Annotated in this window: 16 protein-coding genes; 13 read left to right on the top strand and 3 right to left on the bottom strand. The window is 49.3% G+C overall.

Translation table 11 applies throughout. From position 1 onward, the window contains the following. Positions 1-163 precede the first annotated feature (163 nt). From pdsO to LZP69_RS06690, 3 genes are all read left to right on the top strand, one after another. Positions 164-904 (top strand): sortase-associated OmpA-like protein PdsO, encoded by a 741-nt coding sequence (pdsO, locus tag LZP69_RS06700; RefSeq protein WP_234199416.1) that lies wholly within the window; start codon positions 164-166, stop codon positions 902-904. Positions 905-1,017: 113 nt separating this feature from the next. Continuing rightward, on the top strand, positions 1,018-3,399 hold the full coding sequence (locus LZP69_RS06695) for a marine proteobacterial sortase target protein (RefSeq protein ID WP_234199415.1): 2,382 nt from the start codon (positions 1,018-1,020) through the stop codon (positions 3,397-3,399). After that, the gene (locus tag LZP69_RS06690) at positions 3,396-4,001 is read left to right on the top strand and encodes a class GN sortase (RefSeq protein ID WP_234199414.1); all 606 of its coding nucleotides are present in this window, start codon (positions 3,396-3,398) and stop codon (positions 3,999-4,001) included. Before LZP69_RS06695 ends, LZP69_RS06690 begins: the two co-directional genes overlap by 4 nt. Before the next feature lie 35 nt (positions 4,002-4,036). Here the strand turns inward: LZP69_RS06690 and LZP69_RS06685 are convergent, their stop codons facing one another. From LZP69_RS06685 to LZP69_RS06675, 3 genes are read right to left on the bottom strand one after another with little or no spacing between them, the layout of a single operon-like run. Further along, positions 4,037-6,652: an MlaD family protein gene (locus LZP69_RS06685; protein ID WP_234199413.1), complete on the bottom strand. Its 2,616-nt coding sequence runs from the start codon at positions 6,650-6,652 to the stop codon at positions 4,037-4,039. Further along, complete coding sequence (locus LZP69_RS06680; RefSeq protein WP_234199412.1) at positions 6,639-7,277, bottom strand: paraquat-inducible protein A; 639 nt, start codon at positions 7,275-7,277, stop codon at positions 6,639-6,641. Before LZP69_RS06680 ends, LZP69_RS06685 begins: the two co-directional genes overlap by 14 nt. Continuing rightward, entirely contained in the window at positions 7,264-7,896 is a 633-nt protein-coding gene (locus LZP69_RS06675; protein ID WP_234199411.1) for a paraquat-inducible protein A, read from the bottom strand. The genes LZP69_RS06680 and LZP69_RS06675 overlap by 14 nt, the downstream gene beginning before the upstream one ends. Positions 7,897-8,193: 297 nt before the next feature. Here LZP69_RS06675 and LZP69_RS06670 point away from each other — a divergent pair, with 297 nt between their 5' ends. The 10 genes from LZP69_RS06670 to LZP69_RS06625 all read left to right on the top strand — a co-directional run bounded on the left by LZP69_RS06670 (position 8,194) and on the right by LZP69_RS06625 (position 22,138). Next, positions 8,194-8,469: a YebG family protein gene (locus LZP69_RS06670; protein WP_234199410.1), complete on the top strand. Its 276-nt coding sequence runs from the start codon at positions 8,194-8,196 to the stop codon at positions 8,467-8,469. A gap of 14 nt (positions 8,470-8,483) precedes the next feature. Continuing rightward, positions 8,484-8,942: a GAF domain-containing protein gene (locus tag LZP69_RS06665; RefSeq protein ID WP_234199409.1), complete on the top strand. Its 459-nt coding sequence runs from the start codon at positions 8,484-8,486 to the stop codon at positions 8,940-8,942. 278 nt (positions 8,943-9,220) lie between these two features. Next, positions 9,221-9,859, top strand: a complete 639-nt coding sequence (gene proQ, locus LZP69_RS06660; RefSeq protein WP_234199408.1) for an RNA chaperone ProQ — start codon at positions 9,221-9,223, stop codon at positions 9,857-9,859. A 30-nt stretch (positions 9,860-9,889) separates the two neighbouring features. Continuing rightward, positions 9,890-11,935 carry a carboxy terminal-processing peptidase gene (gene prc, locus LZP69_RS06655; protein WP_234199407.1) on the top strand — a complete coding sequence of 682 codons (2,046 nt, stop codon included), beginning with the start codon at positions 9,890-9,892 and terminating at the stop codon, positions 11,933-11,935. Between the two features lie 74 nt (positions 11,936-12,009). Then, positions 12,010-14,571, top strand: a complete 2,562-nt coding sequence (gene pepN, locus LZP69_RS06650; RefSeq protein ID WP_234199406.1) for an aminopeptidase N — start codon at positions 12,010-12,012, stop codon at positions 14,569-14,571. 144 nt (positions 14,572-14,715) lie between these two features. After that, the gene (locus tag LZP69_RS06645; RefSeq protein WP_234199405.1) at positions 14,716-14,934 is read left to right on the top strand and encodes a DUF2835 domain-containing protein; all 219 of its coding nucleotides are present in this window, start codon (positions 14,716-14,718) and stop codon (positions 14,932-14,934) included. Between the two features lie 400 nt (positions 14,935-15,334). After that, the gene (locus tag LZP69_RS06640) at positions 15,335-17,383 is read left to right on the top strand and encodes a DUF1302 domain-containing protein (RefSeq protein ID WP_234199404.1); all 2,049 of its coding nucleotides are present in this window, start codon (positions 15,335-15,337) and stop codon (positions 17,381-17,383) included. Positions 17,384-17,401: 18 nt separating this feature from the next. Then, positions 17,402-18,766 carry a DUF1329 domain-containing protein gene (locus tag LZP69_RS06635; protein ID WP_234199403.1) on the top strand — a complete coding sequence of 455 codons (1,365 nt, stop codon included), beginning with the start codon at positions 17,402-17,404 and terminating at the stop codon, positions 18,764-18,766. A 51-nt stretch (positions 18,767-18,817) separates the two neighbouring features. After that, positions 18,818-19,819 carry a YCF48-related protein gene (locus LZP69_RS06630; protein ID WP_234199402.1) on the top strand — a complete coding sequence of 334 codons (1,002 nt, stop codon included), beginning with the start codon at positions 18,818-18,820 and terminating at the stop codon, positions 19,817-19,819. 12 nt (positions 19,820-19,831) lie between these two features. Next, complete coding sequence (locus LZP69_RS06625; RefSeq protein WP_234199401.1) at positions 19,832-22,138, top strand: efflux RND transporter permease subunit; 2,307 nt, start codon at positions 19,832-19,834, stop codon at positions 22,136-22,138. The last annotated feature ends 7 nt before the right edge of the window (positions 22,139-22,145 follow it).

Here is a 22,145-nt window from a genome sequence, read left to right as displayed (position 1 = left end):
CCATTTTGTTGCCACAATTGATAGCCAGAGTGCCATTTTTCCTCCCCGCACAGGACAGTAATCGGGGTTTTAATTTATCCATAGACATCAAGTTATTAACAGCAAGTTACTAACAGCAAGTCACAAACACCCAATCACTATTTATGGATAAAAGGAAAACAAGATGAAGAAACAACTTATTGCCGCCCTGATCACCACCACAATATTAACCGCATCTGTCGCCCATGGCGCCGAGGTCGATGCATTTGCCGAGGAGAAGGAGCAGTCCACCCTGATAGGGCTGGGCTCGGGAGTCTTGCTGGGCGCAGTGGTGGCAGGCCCGGTGGGAGCCATTATCGGCGCCGTCACAGGCGGGTTTATAGGTCAGTCGGTAGCCGATGAGGCGCAGATAGCGTCCCTGCAGACGCAGCTTGAACAAGATCAGACGCAGATAGCCTTGCTGACACAGGAGAAACAGAGTCTCAAATCTCAGGTGGGGCAAACGGCCCAGCTTAAACAGGAGTTGCAGCTGCTGAAACAGCGGCAAAGTATGCAGTTTGAAGAGTTGGCGCTGGGGCTGAATGTGCAGTTTAAAACCGGCTCATCTGAGGTGGAGCCCCATTTTCAGGAGCAGTTGGATGACATTGCCGAGGTGATGCTGATGCTGCCAAAACTCAAGTTGGATCTGACCGGCTATGCCGACAGACGCGGTGATTCCAACTACAACCAGGCTTTGTCGGAGCAAAGGGTCGCCGAGGTCAGGAGTTACCTTGAGCAGCAGGGAGTGGAGCGAGCACGTCTGGCCGCGAAAGCCTATGGTGCATCACTGCCGGTGAAAACCGAGCAGAGTATGGAGAACGACTTTTTCGATCGCCGCGTCACCATCAAGCTGTTACCTCAGGAAACTGAGCTAGTGGCGAATTAACCCAAGATACTCAATTAGCATTTTCCCTTTGCCATCTGTGTGCTGACAGCTTGACTGTCAGCAGTGAGGTAGGGGACTGCAGCGCGATTGGTGAGCTATTTAAAGGAGGCATTATGGGGCAGTGTCACATCTTATTCAGCATGGCGAAAGGGGTTACTCATTTAGCGCTTGGGGCAGCACTGGGACTGTTTTGGAATGTCGGCTCAGCATCTGCCACAACGGATGTTGATGACGCGAGAGCCACTGTGGGCAGCGCATTACTCCGCTATCAGCTGGTCAGTGGCTATGGCAATTCGAATGGGAATGAGAATGGGCAGACATCCGAGTATCGGTTTGCGGTGCCAATCGATACTCAGGTGCAGATGCAGATCTTGGGTTTACTCAACCGGGTCACAGTCACTCAAACCTTCAGAAACGAGAGTGATTATTGGCTCAATGGCACCTATCAGTTTCCACTGCCTGCCAATGGCGCGGTGGACTCGATGACGCTGCAGATAGGAAAGCGGCGCATAGTCGGTGAAATCCATGAGAAACGGCGGGCGAGAGAGAAGTTCGAGCAGGCCAAAGTGCAGGGCAAAAAGGCAAGTCTAGTCGAGCAGCAAAGGCCTAACCTGTTCACCACTCAAGTCAGTCATCTGCCACCCGGTGAGAGCCTGATTGTCGAGATTAGTTATCAGGAAAGGGTGGAATACCATGACGGCGAGTTCAGTGTACATTTTCCTATGGCTATCACGCCCAGATATGGTCCACCAAGTCGTGTTCCATCAAGCCTCAATGAGGTAAGGCAGCAGGTGTCCTCCTTGTTTAAGCACGAATTGTTTAAAAAAGAGTTGTTCAAACACGAGTCATTTGATCAAGCGCCTCTTAGGATAAACAATATCGCACAGGGCCAAGTAGAGCTGAGAATTGTGCTGGATGCGGGAATGGCTATTCGGCATCTCGATGCGCCTTTTCATCAGATTGAGCAGAGGCAGCTTGGCTCGGGCGCACGCGCGATTGAACTTGCCCATACTGTCAATCCTGATCGTGATTTTGTCTTAAATTGGCAAGTGGAACTGGGGCAAGAACCGCGGGCGTTACTCTTTATCCAGGAGGGCGTGACCCATCCTCTTGTGTCTGGTGATAAGCAACTTAGCTCCACTGAGCAGTCATCAATAGTCGAACCCTTATCAAATGCACAGTCGTCAGATGCCGATTATGGATTAGTCATGCTGATGCCACCGCAGGATAAATCCCGCCCCGCGGCGCCAAGAGAGCTGATTTTAGTGATAGACACCTCTGGCTCCATGGAGGGGGAGTCGATTGTGCAGGCCAAGATGGCTTTAATGCGAGCCTTAAAGAGCCTGGAGCCTGAGGATAGATTCAATATTATCGCTTTTGACTCTCAGGTGATGAAGCTCTCAGCCTCGCCACTGGCGGTCAACGCAAGTCACCTCAATCGCGCCTATGAATTTGTCGCTGCCCTGGAAGCCGATGGCGGAACCGAAATGTTACCTGCCTTTATTGCGGCATTGGGTCGGGATCAATTGGGCGAAGATAAAGAGCACGACTTGCTCAGGCAGGTGGTGTTCATTACCGATGGTGCGGTGAGCAATGAGGCTCAGCTGTTTGAGTTGATTGCCAGTAAATTAGCTAACAGCCGCTTGTTTACCGTGGGGATAGGCCGCGCGCCCAATCGCTATTTTATGGAGCGCGCAGCGGTCGCAGGCCGAGGAACTTACACCTACATAGGTAAACTCGAGCAGGTCTCTAACAAGATAAATGGCTTAATGGATAAGCTAGCAAAGCCTGTGGTAAGCGATATTGAACTGAGCTCAAAGAGCCAGGCCAAACTTGATTATTGGCCGAACAAAATTGGCGATCTCTATGCCGATGAGCCCTTGATGCTGGCGGTGAAACTGCCAGCATTGAGCAAATCATCCAATGATGAACTGCTGATCTCCGGCACCCTAGGCGGCCAGTTTTGGCAGCAGACCTTACCGCTCAGTCAGGCTGTTGCAGCGGATACTAGAGCCGATAACAGAGCCGACAGGCTAGCGCCAGCAGGAATGGTGTCAAAAGGAGTGGCTGCAAAAGGAGTGCCGTCAAAAGGAATAGACCTTATCTGGGCCCGCCAACGGATCAAGAATCTTATGCTGAATAAAAACAGTAGTAATAGTGACAGGGTCGAACAGGAGGTGCTCCATCTGGCGCTGACTTATCATCTGGTGAGCCCCTATACCAGTCTGGTTGCCGTCGATAAGGGGCCGTCGCAGTTCGATTCTCCTCAATCCAACCTAGCGTTTCACGCCAGTTCTGTGCTGCCGGTTAAGGGAATGGCTTGGCCACAAACCGCCAGTGGCAGTCGTCTCTATCTGGCATTGGGCAGTATGCTGCTCTTGCTGCTTGGCTTGTATTACCTGAGTTTCGGTAAAGCAAGTAAACCGTTAAATGATAAGGCTTTTCATGCGAGTGCTTTCCATGCGAGTGCCTTCCATCACAGGCCACAAAGATGAAACTGAGGCGATATTTTCTGCTGGGCTGCCTGCTGCTCGCACTGGCAATGATTGCTAAAGGAGGATATATGCAGGCAAAGGCACATTTTGCCCAGTTCTTGATTGAGCAGGCCTGGCGTAAGACCTTAGATGATGGCGAGTGGCATAAACCTTGGAGCTGGGCCGATACCCATCCCATTGCCAGGCTCAGCTTTCTCGACCAGGCTGGGGGCGCTGCTGATCCCCTGTTTATTCTCGCTGGCGCTTCGGGGCGCAATCTCGCCTTTGGCCCGAGTGCGATTTTGACCGATAACCGCCTTAATCAGGCTGGCAACACCATTATTGCCGCCCATAGAGATACCCATTTTGCGCGTTTAAGTATGATTCAAAATGGCCAGCTGATTGCACTGCAAGATAGCCGCGCCGTTGAGCGTATCTACAGAGTCACTCAGATTGAAGTGGTCGATGAGCAGGATACAAGTCTTATGGACTCAGATGAATTACAACTGACCTTAGTCACTTGTTACCCTTTCGAGAGTCTGACGGGCCAAAGTCGCTGGCGATATGTTGTTATCGCCAGACCTATTACTTTGTCACCCGCCCATGAATTCTCAGTCAGGTGAGGGCGTTTGATATGTTGGGTCGCCGCGAGTTTGGGTTAATTTGACTGAACCGGCGCCCATTCTAGCCATTGTGGGTCGAGCTTATCGTGTAACACGAAGGGGTTATCGCTCGATAGGCTGTTGCTGCTGGTGGTGGGCTGCTCGGTTGCCACCCCAATTCCACCGGCGAGAATGGTTTCTAAGGAGCCGGTTTCAATCTGCGCGCCGCTAAACAGGCCTAAATCGACACTGATGCCAGAGAGATCCCAGAACTGACTGCTCTGATTGACTAAGTGCTGATAGGGTTTAGCGATTTGTGCCTTCATGATCACTTGGGTGCCATCATTCGATAATTGATAGGTTTTGATTTCACCTATCTTGATGCCTCGAAAAATGATGGGGGTGCCGACTTTGACTGAGCCAAGCTCGCTGTCGATAAGCGTGAGTGTCAATTGCTCAGCATCGAGCTGCTCAGGCGCCTTGCCTTGGCCGATAAAGGCCATGCTGTTTTGCTCACTTATTCCTGGCAGTACCGCGACATAAGGCCCAGTGAGCAGGGTTTCTGCGGCGCTTATCCCTGAGAGGGAAATCTCGGCATCAACCAGAAAATAGCGCGAATCCGCTCGGGTAAACAGCTTGGCGTAATTGCCATAGAGATAAGCCTCAACGCTGACTGTGCTCAGGTTATCATCCAGGCGCACGCTCTCTATGTTGCCCACTTGATGACCCAAGTAGCGAATTGGGGCATTAGCCGAGAGTTTTGCCGTCGCCGGGAAGGTCAGTTGTATGGGTTTTGCTTTAGTTAAAGCGAGCGCCTGTGAGCCATAGAGGTGAGTCTGATCCCCTTGCTCATCTTCGACATACCCCAAAGAAACACTGCCTTTAATGGCACCTTCAAGAGGAGCAACATCGACTCGGATGCCGCTTAAGCTCGCATCCACTGCCACGGCGCTGTTACGCCAAAAGACGCTGCCGGGTTTGAGTAAACTTGCGAAGGGTTTCTCTATTCCCAGGGTGACGGCAAACTTATCCTCTTTGGATTGCCAGGCGATATCCAGCACCTTACCTATCTGCATCTTTTTATAGTAGACAGGCGAATGAGTGCTCAGATCGGCACCATCTGGGCTGGATAGGGTAATACGCTGCATGGATCGCTGGGCGATGAGCTGTTCTGCCTGCTGGGCTGAGGTAAACAGAGATAGCGGCGTGCCAGCTTTTAATTGAGCGCGGCTACTGCCCTGAACCAGGCTTATGGCACCTTGGGTTAAGGTTGTGAGATCCCGTGTCTTGACCGAGACCCCGTCGAGTGAGGCGTCGATTGCCAGTGCTGATTCCGGCAGAAAATAGCTGCTGCGGGTGAGCAGAGGCTGATATTCGGCGGCGATCTCCACCTCATATTCGATGGCGCTGAAATCGCTTTTAAAGCTGACATCGATCACTTTACCTATGGGAAGCTGTTTGTAGCGCACCTCGGCTCCCGCTTTGATGCCAGGGTTGTCGCTGGCGATCAGCGTGAGCTCGACCGGACTTTTTGCCTGTGCAGGCGGAGTATCTAAGAGTGTGTATTGGCTCTTGGCCTGACCGACACCCGGCATAAAGTTGATCACGCTGCCTGTGATTAGGCGTGAGGCATGTTTGATGCCGCTCAGAGAGATATCGCTGCCTTCGACCCAGAACTGCGCCGTGCCACTGAGCAAGTCGGCGTATTTGGCGTCGAGACTGGCATCGAAACGTACGCCATCATCTTGCAGGTGAGTCTGGGTTATTTGGCCTATCTCAATGCCCCGGAACATGATGCTTGCACCTGTATTGATGCTGTCGGCGTTGTCGGCCAGCAGGCTAAATGTCGCTCCACCCGTGGCACTCTCCTCATTTTCATAGAGAGTAAATGTCTGATTGGCCGAGGCGGGCTCTGATGATGTTTGCGATGAGAAGGTGACGCCGCCAGCTAAAATGGCGGCAAGGCTCTCGGTTTTGAGCTTCAAACCCGACAGTGACGCATCCAAGGTGAGGCCGGAGACATTCCAGAAACTCGAATCCTGTTTCACCAGATGGGCATACTGCTTCTTGATGTAGACATTGAATAAGATGCTATTGTCATTGATCAGGCGGTAACTGACGATTTGACCAACAGGAATTTGGCGATAATAGACTTGTGAGCCTACGTCTAACGAGCGAAGACTTGGGCTGGTGAGTTCTATCATCAGGCCGTCACTGCCAGGCATGACTGGCGGCGCTTGATCTTCGGCGTCAAACTGATCTCTATATCGACCTTCTCCGGGCTGAATGGCGATATAGTTACCGGAAAACAGGGCATCGAGGCCTTCTACACCTGTGATAGAGGCTTTAGGTGTTACCAGCCAAAATTTGGTGCCTTCACGCAGGAAAGGGGTAGAGCGATAATCCATCATAAGGTCGACATTCACCCCCTGCAGTTGATCATCGATACTGATATCCACCACTTTACCTACGGTTAATCCCTGATAACGAACCAGGGTTTTACCCACATCGATACCTGTGGCATTGGGGAAATGGATCCGCACCTCGACACCCGATTCACGAATACTCTTAATGCCCAGCCAAGCGCCTAAGGCAAGGGCAACCATAGGTAATAACCAGATGGGAGAAAAGAGTTTTTTCTTTACGACTTTAGGTGTTTCAATTTCTGACATCTTTCGATTCCAATTGGTCCCAGAGTAAACGTGTATCTAATACTTTAGCCGCCAGCTGAGTGAGTAAAATGACCAGGGCAAAGGCTGTGGCTGCAGGTGCGGGCTTGGCATCAAATAATTGCCCCATATTCACCAGTGCCGCAGTAATGGAGATTACAAACAGATCCAGCATAGACCAGCGGCCTATCCACTCGATAATATGGTATCCGGCCATTAACAGACGTTTTGAAATGGGCAGTTTAAAGCTGATGGCCAGCAGATAGATAGAGAGGCCGACTATCTTTAACAAAGGCACTAATATACTGGCGGTAAACAAAATAATGGCAATGGGCAGCAGGTCGAGGTGAATTAAGTGTTTGATGCCCGATAAAATAGTATCCTGGCGCACCTTGCCTTGGCTGGTCATCACAGTAATAGGGTAGAGATTGGCCGGAAAGAAGAGAATGAATGCCGTGATCAGCAGCGCCCAGCTCTTTTGAATACTGGATCTATCCCGGCTGTAGATCTTCTGGCCGCAGCGGGTACACTCTTCTTGCTCTATCTGACAGAGGTTGGCGCACCCCGGGCAGGAGGTGAGCCCGAGCTTCTCGCCTTGCACTTGACTATCCCTGTTAGTGTTCGTCATCGAGTAGGCTCCACATATGTTCTATGTGATATTCACGCTGTAAAAAAATCACTATGACAAACAACATGGTAAAACAAAACGTGCCGATACCAAAATAGAGATCTGTGTAATCGGACAGCTGAAAAACCGACACGAAGATACTGATCATGTAAATTTCCAGCATAGAGAGCTGACTTAACAGCTTATGTTGGCATAATAACCCTTTGTAAATTCTGCGAAATAATGGCTGTTGCAGGCGATATTTAACGATGTAAATTTGCGCCAGCACAGATAAGATGAGCAAACCTGGAGCGATAACCGCCGCGATTAATACGGCTAGCCCCACAACCCAATAGCCCTGATTTGTAACCGACATGGCCCCTTCAAAGATGGTCGTGGTTCGGATACTGCCAAAAAAATGCAGTTCTAGCACAGGATAAAAGTTAGCCGGGAAATAGAAGATAAGCGCGCTGAGACAAAGGGCCAGCATACCGTTGATGGAGCAGTAAGGCGTATCGTACAGGTTGCTGTGACAGCGGGGGCACAGGGCCCTGACTCCGGCAGGCAGTGCCCGTTTCCTCACGACTAAGTCGCAGGAATGGCAGAGGATGATACTTTTATCCAACACCTGGGATTTCATAATGGCTTGGGAATCTTCCTATCGTGTTAGCGGGTTATAAAAAGTGCACTTTATTGATGTAAACCATAAAGGCTTTATTACAAACCTATTACACTGTGCGCCGCTATCTGTTTCTGTATCGTTATTTTAGTGTAGTAACTTCCCTAAGAAACCTTTGTTCCTGAAAGAAGATCACTAAGATTGAAGTACTTAACTAGGTTATAGCACAAGATACTATCAGATAATTTTGAACACTTGCATAAGAAGTTAACTTTGTGCGATTCTATAACTGTATAAAAAAACAGTATGAGGGTGGACATGGCAGTAATAACAAAATTTGTCGTCGTCAGAGAAGGGGTTGAAAAGATGACTTTCACATCTAAGAAGGAGGCAGATGCCTACGATAAGATGCTAGACATTGCGGACAATCTTCTTCCATTTTTAGCACAGGCAGAGCTGGAACTTGATGATACAATAAGCGAGAAACTCAGTTTCTACCTGGCTGAACATAGAGATCAGCTGGTGGGGCTACTCAAAGGGGGCGCGGTGAAACCGGTAAAAAAAGCACCTAAGAAAACAGAAGTAAAAGAGTAAGGATTAATAACGATATGACCTCTGTGTGTTACGACACTTTAGCACGCCAGACTGAGGCCTTGTTTGCAGGTGAAGATAACCTGATTTCAGCAATGGCTAACTTTTCAGCACTCCTTAATGAGCATCTTCACGATCTCAACTGGGTTGGTTTCTATCTGCGAGAAGATGAGCAGTTGATCCTCGGTCCTTTCCAGGGAAAAGTCGCCTGTACCCGTATTCCTATGGGGAAGGGGGTCTGTGGCACGGCAGCGCAAACTAACAGCACCCAAAGGGTTGCCGATGTGCATCAATTTGAGGGGCATATCGCCTGCGACAGCGCCAGTAATTCTGAAATCGTGATCCCGATGCGTCGTAACGGCGAGGTGATTGCCGTGCTCGATATCGACAGTCCGTTATTTGACAGATTCAGTGCGGCCGATCAAATTGGCCTGGAGTCGGTTATTAAAACCTTAGAAAGCACGCTATTTGATTAAACTACGACCAATTTTGCATAATTGGTAGTCGCAAATGTCGCCGGCACGCTTATAATAGACCGCTTGAAAAGCTAAAAACGCTTAGTTACATTTCATTAGTTGAAATGAATACTTGGCGTTTGTTAAATGTAATTGTTAAGGTAGGTTGGATTAACCTGACTATGGACCGTTTCTCATAACAGAAACAGTCGTTTAATAGGGTTAAACTGACAAATTTGAACGACACGCCTACTATTGAAGAGTGAGGCGATTGTCCCTTTTAAACTGTGGAAGTAATGATGGAATCAACAGACAAGTTGACCGACACCAACGCAATTCTTGCGTATTTATATGAAACATTTCCTTTGTGCTTTATCGCTGAAGGTGAAACTAAACCGCTAAAGATTGGATTGTTTCAGGACTTGGCTGAAAGGTTAGCTGATGATTCTAAAGTCAGTAAAACTCAATTAAGAATCGCGCTACGTCGTTATACCAGCAGCTGGCGTTACCTTAAAGGGATCAAGGTAGGCGTACAGCGTGTCGATCTTGATGGCAATGAGTGTGGTGAGTTAGAGCAGGAGCATGTAGAGCATGCACAAGCTACACTAAAAGAGAGTCAGGAAAAGGCGAAAGCCAAACGTATGGCTAAAGTCGCGGCGAAGAAGCCAGACGGCGCTGCTAAGGCAGAGAAAAAACCGTTTAAGAAATTAGCGACCAAACGTAAGCCTGCAGCACCTAAAGCGGCAAAGCCTGAAGTGGTTGTCGAGCAGTTGGCTCCCGCGGCACTTGATGATTTGAAACCAAATCAACGTGTCAGTGTCAAACTAGGTAAATCGCCTGTTTCGGGTGTGGTATTGGACATCAAGAAAGAAGATGTACAAGTTCAGTTAGATTCAGGATTGACTGTAAAAGTAAAGGCAGAACATATCCTGCTATAACTGTCTCAATGTCAAAGGAGTAACTTGTAGATGCGAAAACTAACTCTGGCCGCTTCCGTTGCCAGCATTTTTGTAGGATTCTCGGCTTGGGCATTGACGCCTACCATTCCATCCAGCGAGTTACCCTCACTGACACAGGAGCCACAACATAAAGTGGCCAGCAAGCGAGTGACGGCTCTGTTCACTCGCGCCCACTATCATAGATTCGATCTCGATGACGCCTTCTCTGTCAGGGTATTTGATCGCTTTCTCAAGCAACTCGATTACCGCCGCAATGTATTGACTCAAAGTGATGTTGACAGCTTCAAGGCGTATTCCACTCAGTTCGATGACATGCTGCAAAGTGGCGATCTGGACGCGGCGTATAAGATGTACGACTTAGTCGAGAAACGTCGCTATGAGCGTTTCGCCTATGCGCTGCAACTGCTTGATAAAGAATTTGATTTCAATGCTCCTGGTGACAATTATCAGTTTGACCGAGAAGATGCTGCCTGGCCTAAAGATGAAGCCGAGCTCGATGAGCTATGGCGTCAAAGGGTTAAATACGATGCCCTTAACTTAAAGCTCACAGGTAAAAACTGGAAAGAGATAGTAGATATCCTCGATAAGCGTTACAACAACGCCATTAAACGTCTGAGCCAGACTAAGAGCGAAGATGTGTTCCAGGGTGTGATGAACGCCTTCTCCCATACGGTCGAGCCCCATACCAGCTACCTGTCGCCGCGCAATGCTGAGCGTTTCCAGATGGAGATGAACCTGAGTTTAGAAGGGATTGGCGCCGTGTTGCAGATGGACGAAGATTACACAGTGATCAAGAGTCTTGTGGTCGGCGGCCCTGCGGCCAATAGTGAGAAGCTGTCACCGGAAGACCGCATTGTCGGTGTGGGACAGGAAGGCGAAGAGATAGTCGATGTGATCGGCTGGCGTCTGGACGATGTGGTTGAGCTGATCAAAGGCCCTAAAGGCAGCAAAGTGATACTGCAGGTGCTGCCCAATAAAGGCGGCTCAGCGGCGAAACCTTTTGAAGTCACCATAGTGCGTGACAAGATCCGCCTCGAAGACAGAGCGGCGACATCTGAAGTCATTGAACCTAAGACGGGCGAATACGCTGGGCGTAAGGTCGGTGTGATTAAGATCCCCGGCTTTTACATGAATCTGTCTCAGGATGTGTCTAAAGAGCTGGCAAAACTGAACGAAGCTAAGGTTGAAGGTGTGGTGATCGATCTTCGCGGTAACGGCGGTGGTGCCTTAACCGAAGCGACCCTGTTGACCGGCCTGTTTATTACTCAGGGGCCAGTAGTGCAGATCCGTGATGCCAATGGCCGAGTCTCGCAAAACCGTGATAACGACGGTAAGGTCTATTACGATGGTCCGCTGACAGTGATGGTCGACCGCTACAGCGCTTCGGCTTCTGAAATTTTTGCCGCGGCGCTGCAGGATTATGACCGCGCCCTTATTGTGGGTGAGTCAACCTTTGGTAAGGGGACTGTCCAGCAGCATAAGGGCCTAGGCCGTATCTATGATATGTACGAGCATCCTATTGGTCATGTTCAGTACACAATCGCTAAGTTTTATCGTATCAATGGCGGCAGTACCCAGCTTAAAGGGGTAACGCCTGATATCGCTTTCCCCAGTGCCTTAGAGCCTGGTGAGTATGGTGAGTCTGAGCAGGAAAACGCGCTGCCTTGGGATCAGGTGCCTGTGGCTAAATACAGCACGCTGAAGGATATTACACCAAGCATGATCTCAACCTTGGATAGTCGTCACCAGCAGCGTATTAAGCAGGATGTGGAGTTTGGTTATCTTGCGCAGGATATCGCTGAGTTTAAGAAGAGCCATAAGGATAAGAGTGTCTCTCTGGTTGAAAGCGAACGTATCGCCGAGCGTGAGAAGAGTGACACCAAGCAGTTAACTCGTCTTAACGAACGTCGAAGCGTTGAAGGGCTAAAGCCAATCAAGAGCTTAGATGATGCCGAGGACGATGTGAAAGCACCGGATGCTTTCCTCGATGAAACTGTTTATATCACCTTAGATATGGCCGATATGGATAAAGTGGCCAAAAATCAGGCGAACTAATCATAATGCTGTAATAAAAAACGCGCTGCAGGCGCGTTTTTTTATATCGATATCTACATGTAAGAGGAACTGTGATGACACAAGTTCAGGCAAAATATTTAAAAGATTACCAGAGCCCCGATTTTACTATTACCCATGTCAGCCTCGATGTGGAATTGGCCGGCCCTCAGACGAGAGTGACGGCCGTGAGTCAGGTCAAACGTCTCAATCCTGATGCCAGAGAATTCGTGCTCGATGGAGAGGCCTTGAAACTTATCACACTGTCAGTCGATGGATTGCCTTTCGATTACAGTTTGAGCGAAGGCCAGCTAAGCCTTAAAGGGGTCGGTGAGGCCTTTGAACTTAAGATAGTGACTCACTTAGATCCCGAGGCGAACAGCGCGCTTGAAGGTTTATATATGTCAGATGGCGCCTATTGTACCCAGTGCGAGGCAGAGGGCTTTAGGCGCATCACCTATTTTCTCGATAGGCCAGATGTACTGGCAATCTATGATGTGCGCATCAGCGCCGACAAAGCCGCTTTCCCTTATCTGCTGAGCAATGGTAATAAAGTGGATGCGGGCGATCTGGACGATGGCCGCCATTATGTGTGCTGGCAAGATCCTTTTCCCAAGCCTGCTTACCTGTTTGCCCTTGTGGCCGGCGATTTTGATCTGCTCGAAGACAATTTTATCACTCAGAGTGGCCGGGACGTCGCGCTGCAGGTGTTTGTCGATAAGGGCAACTTAAATAAGGCACACCATGCTATGGCATCATTGAAAAAATCCATGGCTTGGGATGAGAGCCGTTTTGACCTCGAGTACGATCTCGATATCTATATGATAGTGGCGGTCGATTTCTTCAATATGGGAGCGATGGAAAACAAGGGGTTAAATATCTTCAATACGAAATTTGTGCTCGCCGATACTGAGTCGGCAACGGATGAAGATTACCACGGCATCGAATCTGTGGTGGGCCATGAGTATTTCCATAACTGGACGGGCAACAGAGTGACCTGCCGTGACTGGTTCCAGCTCAGCCTCAAAGAGGGGCTGACGGTATTTCGCGATCAGGAGTTCAGCTCGGATGTGGGTTCCCGTGCTGTAAATCGCATTCAGGCAATCAAGGTCATGAAAAATCAGCAATTTGCAGAAGATAGCGGCCCGATGGCCCATGCGATTCGTCCCGAGTCAGTGATAGAAATGAATAACTTCTATACAGTGACTGTGTATAACAAGGGCGCTGAAGTGATCCGCATGATGCATACCCTGCTCGGTGAGTCAGCCTTCCAGCAAGGAATGAAATGCTACTTTGAGCGCCATGATGGTCAGGCCGTGACCTGCGATGATTTTGTCGCCGCCATGGAAGATGCCAGTGGCGTGGATCTTACTCAGTTCAGACGCTGGTACAGTCAGTCGGGCACGCCTCTGGTCGCGGTTCAAGAAGAGTATGACGCAAAGAGCAAACAATACCGTTTGCACATCAGTCAGCAAACCTTACCCACCGCCGAACAAGCACAGAAGCTGCCGCTGCATATCCCTTTCGATATTGAGCTGTTAGGCGCCGATGGTCGAGTGCTACTGACTAAAGTGCTGGATGTCACTCAGCCTGAGCAGAGTTTCAGTTTCGACGATATCGAGGCCAAACCCGTTCCCTCCTTGCTACAGAATTTCTCGGCGCCGGTGAAACTGAGCTTCGAATACTCAGTAGAGCAGTTGTTGCATCTGATCCGTTTTGCCTCCAGCGAAGTCGCTAAATGGGAGGCGATGCAGACCCTGTTTAGCCAGGCCGTTTGGCACAATGTGGCGAATATGGGTGAGCACAGCAGCATGTATCTGGATCCGCGCCTTTGTGATGCGGTAAGAGGTTTACTGCTGGATGAAAATCTTGATGGTGAGCTGCTGGCGGAAATTTTACGTTTCCCCAGTGTAGCAACCTTAGTCGAGCAGGTGGATAGTGTGGATCTCGATGCGCTTATCTGCGCCAGAAACTATGTGGTGGAGACGCTCGCCTGTGATTGCGAAGATGAGTTGGCCGTTCGTTATCGCCAATTGTTAGCCATAGACACACCTGCGGCGAGGGCACTGAAGAATGTTTGTTTGGCTCTGCTGCTTAAAGTGTCCGATGAGTATCAATCCTTTGCCGAAACTCAGTATAAACAGGCACAGAACATGACCGACAGTCTTGGGGCATTGAGCGCGCTTAATGGCGAGGCGAGTGATCTGCGAGAGACATTGCTTGCCGATTTCCAGCAGCGCTGGTCATCCACACCATTGGTGATGGATAAATGGCTGGGTCTTGAGGCGACTTGTCCGGGTGATGACAGGGTTGCGGCAATCCGCACCTTAACTGAGCATAGTGCCTTCAGTTATGGCAACCCTAACCGTGTTCGCTCCTTGTTTGGTATGTTTGCTGCGTTAAATACCTGCGTGTTCCATTGCATTGATGGCAGTGGCTATCAGTTGCTGACTGAGGCGATCATTGAGCTTAACCAGCGTAATCCTCAGGTTGCGGCCAGAATTATCACGCCTTTGATCCAATTTAAGAAGTTCGATGCCGAACGTCAGGCCTTGATGAGAGCGTGCCTGACTGAGATTTTGAGTCTGCCTGACTTGTCTAAAGATCTGTATGAGAAGGTGACTAAAGCGCTAGCTTAACTGATTTAGCGCTGGCCTAACCAATAAGCCCTGACTCAACAGGCAGGGCAGTATTACAGCTGAGCGCCGGGTTAAGTAGCCCGGCGCATCGCACTTCACTTTTACCGCGGCGATGCGATTCCCTTCGTCCTAATGTTGAGCAAGATGGTTTTTATTTTTTATTTAAACATAAGCTATCAAGATTTTTTACCTTATTATCAATGTCATGCAGATAAAGTAGAGGTAAGAGAGCAGGGGGGAAAGACCCTGTGGATCAACGCTCGTCACTTTCGGCCTTTCTTAACATCCGCTGGTTTATCGGGCCAGTTCAGATTAGAGCTGGACTCCAATGGGCAGTTTCATTGTTTGACTCGCTTAAGTTAATCTTTGGGATCTCACTTCATTTTACTGTTCGGATGCTATTTGAAATAAAGATAGTGAATTGGGATAAATTGAAACATTAAGTTTAGAGTTAATACTTCAAACGAGTGATCGTTTGACTCGAAGTTATTCAAAGCGTAGAACATTAGGTAATCAACTGTTTATTATTACTTTTTTATTTATTCTACTGCTATAGCCTCTCTGTTTACCCTTTAATTTAAATCACCTGTTTGAAAAAGCGATGCAATTTGGAGTTAAGTATCCAAATAACAAGGTAATTTTCTTTTAATTCGTCTTGCTCATCTATCATAAATACTGTAACAATGATGTTACCTGTACGCTAACAAGATGTTAGCCGCTATTCCTATAACAAAGAATCCGCAGGTTACGGAGAAGATCTAAAATGAAAAACCTAAGAAATGGCTTTAATAAGTCAGCGCTAGCTTTGGGGATCGTTGCTGCGTTGAATGTTGGAACCACTACAACGGCCAATGCCGTGTCATTTGATTGGGGTGATGTGCAAGGTTCGTTCGATTCAACATTCAGTGCCGGTGCCAGCTGGCGTGTTGAAGAGCGCAACTGGGATGATCAGATAGGGAAAGTTAATCATCCACGCTTCGATTGGTCTAACTATTCAGCCTTTGGCAATACCAAATACACATCGACCCAGATCTGGGCTCAGTCTGGATCTTATTCCAGCAACGGCGACTTAAGTAACCTGCTGTATTCAAAAGGGGATATTACCTCTATGGTCTTTAAAGGCCTGCATGAGTTATCCCTGAGTTACAACAACTACGGTCTATTTGCCCGCGGCATGTATTTCTATGATCAGAAGGCTAATAACGGCAGTTATGGTTATAGCGATCCGATCACAGGCAAAGAGTATGATCCCTGTGATGACTCGGATGCCTCAAAAGTACAGTGTAAAGATGTGCGCCTGCTCGATGCCTTTGTTTATGCTAATTTCGACTTTAATGATGGTGCTAATCCGCTGACCATTCGAGTGGGTAATCAGGTGGTTTCCTGGGGGGAGAGCACACTGATTCCCCACGGGATAGGGGTTATTAACCCAGTTGACCTCAACATTCTTAATGCACCGGGCGCCGAGCTAAAAGAAGCCTTTAGACCTCAGGGTATGGTGTGGGCATCATTGGGGATCACTGAGTCTCTGTCGATGGAAGCCTTCTATCAATATGACTGGGAACCTATCTGGGTACCCACGCCAGGCTCCTATTTCTCCAGTAACGATTTTGCCGGTTATGGCGGTTATGCACAAAATGCTCAGTTAGGTTTTAATGCTAACCCAGATATCAATCTGGACTTCCTTATCTCTGAATATCAAACCTTAGCGGCTATGGTGGCTTCGGGTCAGGTGGATGCGGCAACCTTAGGTTCGCTGGCGCTGGCTTACCCGACCAAAGTGACGCTAATTCAGGATCAGGCCAGTGCCAGCAATTCGGGCCAATATGGTTTGAAGTTGGCCTATTATGCCCCTGAACTGGGTGAAACCGAGTTTGGCCTGTATTACATGAATTACCACAGTCGCCGCCCCTTGATCAGCGGTACGGCATCTAACTTTACCGCTCAAGCGATTGGTAATGACCTAGCGACATTAGGCATGCTGGGCGCGACAGGTGGCAGCATAGACAGGGAAATCTTACTTGGTTTGCAAACCTTCTCTAAGGCGCAGATCGAATACCCTGAAGATATTAAGCTTTACGGCTTTAGTTTTAATACCTTAATAGGTGATACATCAGTTGCTGGTGAAGTTGCTCACCGTCAGGATGAGCCGCTGCAGATAGATGATGTGGAATTGCTCTTTGCCGCTATGCCGCAGCAACTGGCTAATGCGGGTCTGCGTCCGGATCTTGATGGTATTTCTCAGGTGCAAGGCATTGGCTCGGGTGACGCTGCAGAAGGCTTTATTCGCCTCGATACCACTCAGGCGCAGTTTACGCTGACGCACCTGTTTGGCCCTACTTTGGGGATGAGCAATCTGACCATGTTGGCCGAAGTGGGCGGGGTGTGGATCCACGATATGCCCGGTTTTGATGAGCTGCGCTTAAACGGTCCTGGTACTTCTCGCTCCGGCGGAAATCCCAATATGCCTGGGATTATTCAGGGTATCCACAACGGGGTAGAAACCAATCCTTTCCCGACCGATTTCGCCTGGGGTTACCGTTTAGTGGCTAAGGCCGATTACAACAACCTGTTTGCCGGGGTCAACATGTCGCCAAGGATGATCTTCTCCCACGACGTGAAAGGGATAACTCCAGATCCTATGTTCCTGTTCACCGAAGGCAAAAAGTCGCTCGCGCTAGGGATTAACTTCGACTATCAGAGCCGCTGGGCTGCCGATATTTCCTATAACGCTTTCTTCGGTGGTGTTGGTACAACCAATCAGATGTCAGACAAGGATTATGTGTCCTTCAACATCAAGTACTCAATCTAATTTACAAGGACAATAATAATGAAGAATTTAACACTATTGTCGGCAACCGTGATCCTGGCATTGGGCACCTCCCAAGCCTGGGCTAAGGTCTCACAGGCCGAAGCGGATAAGTTAGGCAAGAGTTTAATGCCACTGGGTGGCGAGATGGCAGCGAATGCCGATGGTTCTATTCCTGCCTGGAATGGTGGGATCTCAGCGCCGATAGAAGGCTATGAGAAGGGGATGCATCATCCCGATCCCTACGTGGCTGACAAGATAGAATTTACCATCACCAATGCCGATAAAGATAAGTATCAGGCGAACTTAACCGATGGTCAGCGCAAGCTGTTTGAGCTCTATCCAGACAGCTTTAAGATGAATGTCTATCAGACTCGTCGCAGCGCCGCCGTGCCTCAATATATCTATGATGCGACCAAAGAGAATGCGACCCGTGCTGAACTGATCGCTGATGGTAACGGTATTTCAGGGGCGGAAAAAGGGATCCCATTTCCCATGCCACAAAGTGGCCTTGAGGCAATTTGGAACCATATTCTGCGATTTCGTGGTGTGGACATAGAAACCCAGCGTAATCAGGCTTCGCCTACTGCGTCGGGTAGTTACACCTTGATTGAGATGTCTGAGGAGATACGTTTCGAGTATTCCCGTCCAGAGATGACGCTGGATAAACTCAAAGCGGAAAATACCCTGTTCTATTTCAAGCAGGTGGTGACTCAGCCTGCGCGTCTTGCCGGTACGGCGCTGTTAGTGAAAGAGACGATGGATCAGGAAGCACTGCCGCGTCAGGCTTGGACCTATAACACAGGACAGCGCAGGGTACGTAAGGCGCCAAACGTCGCGTTCGATACACCGGGTACTGTGTCTGATGGTCTGCGCACCACAGATGATTTCGATATGTTCAACGGTTCGCCGAGTCGTTACAACTGGGAGCTGCTGGGCAAGCAGGAGATCTTTATCCCTTACAACGATTACAAGTTGCACTCAGATAAACTCAAATATGATCAGATCTTAAAACCCGGTCATATCAATCCAGAGTATGTCCGCTGGGAAAAACACCGTGTATGGGTAGTGAAGGCAACATTGAAGGAAGGGATGCGTCATATCTATAAAACACGTGTCTTCTATCTGGATGAAGATTCATGGCAGATCGCCCTGACCGATATCTATGATAATCGTGACGAGCTCTACCGTGTGGGTGTTGCCCATGAAATCAACTATTATGAAGTACCGACACCTTGGACCACACTGGAAGTGTTCCACGACCTGCAATCGCGTCGCTATCTGGCGATGGGGCTGGATAATGAAGGTCGCATGTACAATTTCGATGCAAAGCTTAGTGAAGCCAACTTCACTCCAGCGGCATTGAGACGTGAAGGTATCCGTTAATCCAGTTGTTATGAGGGGCTTTCGCCCCTCTTCTTATAAAAGGAAGTTTGTATGTGGTCAGGCATGCTTCGACTGCTCCCATTGGCATTTTGTGTTGCATCTTTTGTGGCAAGCGGGCAGGAGCAGGATAATTCGATCCAACCCTTAGCTGCCAAATCCCTGCTTGTGGATATAGCAACGAGAGGCGATAGCGCCATCGCTGTTGGCGAGCGTGGGCATCTGTTTGTTTATCATCAGGCGTGGCAGCAGCGCCCCTCAATCACCAATTCATTACTCACTAAGGTGACTCTGTTTGATAACAAGCTTGCCTGGGCAGTGGGTCATGACGCCACCATTATTCATAGTGATGATGGCGGCGAGACCTGGCAACTGCAGATGCGCTCGGCTGAGATTGAAAAGCCACTGATGGATATGCTGTTTTTCGATAACAAAAATGGCATTGCCATCGGTGCCTATGGTCTGTTTTATCGCACCGCTGATGGCGGCCAAACATGGAATGAAGAGTTTCATGGGGAGCTGCTGTTCGATGAGGATATTGCCTATTTAGAGGAGCTTAAAGCCGAAGACGAGGCGCTCTATCTTAGCGAGCGTAGCACGCTTTTGCCCCATTTTAATCGTGTGGTGCAGCTGGATGACAAGCGTTTATTGATGGTAGGCGAGCTTGGGCTTGCCGCTATCTCTAAAGACTTAGGTCAGCACTGGCAGCAACTGGATTTTCCCTACGATGGTTCACTGTTTAATATCCTAGAAACTAAGCAAGGCTTATATGTGATGGGACTCAGGGGACACCTGTTTAAGAGTGAAGATGATGCGGCTTCCTGGCAGGAGATAGCACTACCGGTCGACTCAACCCTTAATGGCGGTCTGGTGCTGAGTGATACCAAGGTAAGACTAGTGGGTAATGCCGGTGCGGTTATCGATGTCGATAGCGAAGGTAAGGCGGAGCTGATCACCCGGCGTCAGGGAGAAAACCTGGTATCGATCGCCAAGACGCCCGATGGCAAACAGTGGATGGTTGGAACAAAAGGCTTTGTCCAGCTAAAACAAGAATAATAAGGCCCACAGATGCTAGATAAATTAGTTAATGGATTAGAGTCACTCCTGTTCAGGCAGCGTGGATGGGTGGTTTTTCTCTTTGTGCTCATGACCGCCTTTTTAGGTTATCAGGCCAGCCAGCTGAGAATGGATGCTGCATTCGTTAAAAATATACCGCTCAATCATAGTTACATGCAGACCTACCTTAAGCATCAAAAGCAGTTTGGTGGGGCAAACAGCATCATGGTGGCGGTGGAAGACACCAGTGGTAACATCTTTAACCCCAACTTTTTTGACACCTTAAAGCAGGTGCATGATCAGCTGTTCTTTATCCCCGGGGTCGAGCGTTCTCAGGTGAAATCCCTCTATTCGCCCTCAACCCGTTTTACTGAGGTGGTGGAAGATGGTTTTGCCGGCGGGCCTGTGATTCCTGCAGACTTCTCAACCACGCCGCAAGGGCTGGCCGTGGTACGCAGTAATATCGAGAAGGCGAGGATAGTGGGGCGCTTGATTGCAGAAGATTATTCGGCGGCGATGCTGACTGCACAGTTGATGGATTTCGATCCACAAACAGGTAAGCCACTCGATACCTTGGTCTTCGCCCAGCAGCTTGAACAGCAGCTGCGCGGCCAGTATGAGAATGAGCAGATAAAGATCCATATTATTGGTTTTGCCAAGATGGCGGGAGACATAGCCGATGGCGCCAAAGGGGTAGTGCTCTTCTTCCTGATCGCGATTTTGGTGACCGCTGTGATGGTCTATCTGTTCTCCAAGTCAGTAAAACTCACAGTGCTGCCACTTGTGTGTAGCTTGGTTGCCGTGATCTGGCAGCTGGGGTTGTTGACCGTCATAGGTTTTGGACTCGATCCCATGTCGATTCTCATCCCCTTCTTGGTGTTTGCCATAGGGGTGAGTCATGGGGTGCAGATGATTAACAGCGTCCGGCGCAGGGTAGCAGAAGGAGAGAGCACCAAGGCAGCCGCGGGCCTGGCCTTCAGGAGCCTGCTTATTCCCGGTGGTATAGCCTTATTGTCCGATACAGTCGGCTTTATGACACTCTTTGCCATCGATATCGGCATTATCCGTGAGCTGGCAATTTCGGCATCACTGGGTGTGGCCGTGATTATCTTAACCAATCTGGTGCTCTTGCCCCTGCTTATCTCCTACATTGAAGTGAAGCCAGACCAGACTAAGCCTCATCCGGGCATTGATAAGCTGTGGCTGCGTTTATCCCATTTTGCGACCCTGAAATACGCCATCTGGGTGATCGCCTTGACCTTGTTACTCTATGGTTTTGGACTGCAGCAGGCCAGCAAGATGCAGATTGGCGATCTGCAGGGTGGCGCACCCGCACTGCATTTTGACAGCCGTTATAACCAGGATACCTTCTATATTACCGATCATTTCTCGATAACCACGGATGTGATGACAGTCATAGTCGAAGCTTATCCTGAGGCCTGTACCTACCATGAAGCCCTGATGCAAATCGATGAGTTTGAGTGGCGAGTGGCCAATACGCCAGGGGTGGAATCTACCGCCAGCCTGGCGTCCATAGCCAAGCAGGTCAATGCCGGTTTCAACGAGGGTAATCCTAAGTGGCAGATTTTGCCGCGCACTACCGCGAGTCTGGTGCAGGCGGTAGGCCAAATCCCGACCTCTTCTGGGCTACTCAATGGCGATTGCTCTGTGATGCCTGTGTATCTGTTCTTAAAAGATCATAAGGCGCAGACCATAGAAGTGGTGGTCGAAAAAGTGAAAGCCCTGGCCGCTAAGATGGACAATGATAAGCTGAGCTTTAAGCTGGCATCGGGCCCTGTGGGGGTGATGGCGGCGACCAATGAAGCGGTCTTCGATGCGCAGCTGCCTATGATGCTTTATGTCTATGGTGCGGTATTTGTGCTCTGTTTGATCAGTTTTCGCTCTATTCGCGCGACTGTCGCTGTCATTTTGCCGCTTTATGTGGTCTCCACCCTGGCACAGGCGCTGATGACCTGGCTTGATATTGGTCTTGCGGTTAGCACCTTGCCTGTGATCGCCTTAGGGGTTGGTATAGGGGTGGATTACGGTATCTATATACTGTCGACTATGGCACTCAAACTGCGAAGCGGCATGCCTGTGCAGCAAGCCTATCATCAGGCCTTAATCGAGCGGGGCAGTGCAGTGATCTTTACCGGTCTGACATTAGCCATTGGTGTCAGTACCTGGTTCTTCTCGGCGCTAAAATTCCAGATGGACATGGGTATTTTGCTTACCTTTATGTTTTTAGTGAATATGTTAGGCGCCATAATTATATTGCCCGCCATAGGTGCGTTTTTTTGGCGAAAGCTAAAGCAGTAATAGAACA

Source organism: Shewanella sp. AS1 (assembly GCF_021412565.1).
Lineage (GTDB): Bacteria > Pseudomonadota > Gammaproteobacteria > Enterobacterales > Shewanellaceae > Shewanella.
This window is presented reverse-complemented; position numbering and strand designations above follow the sequence as displayed.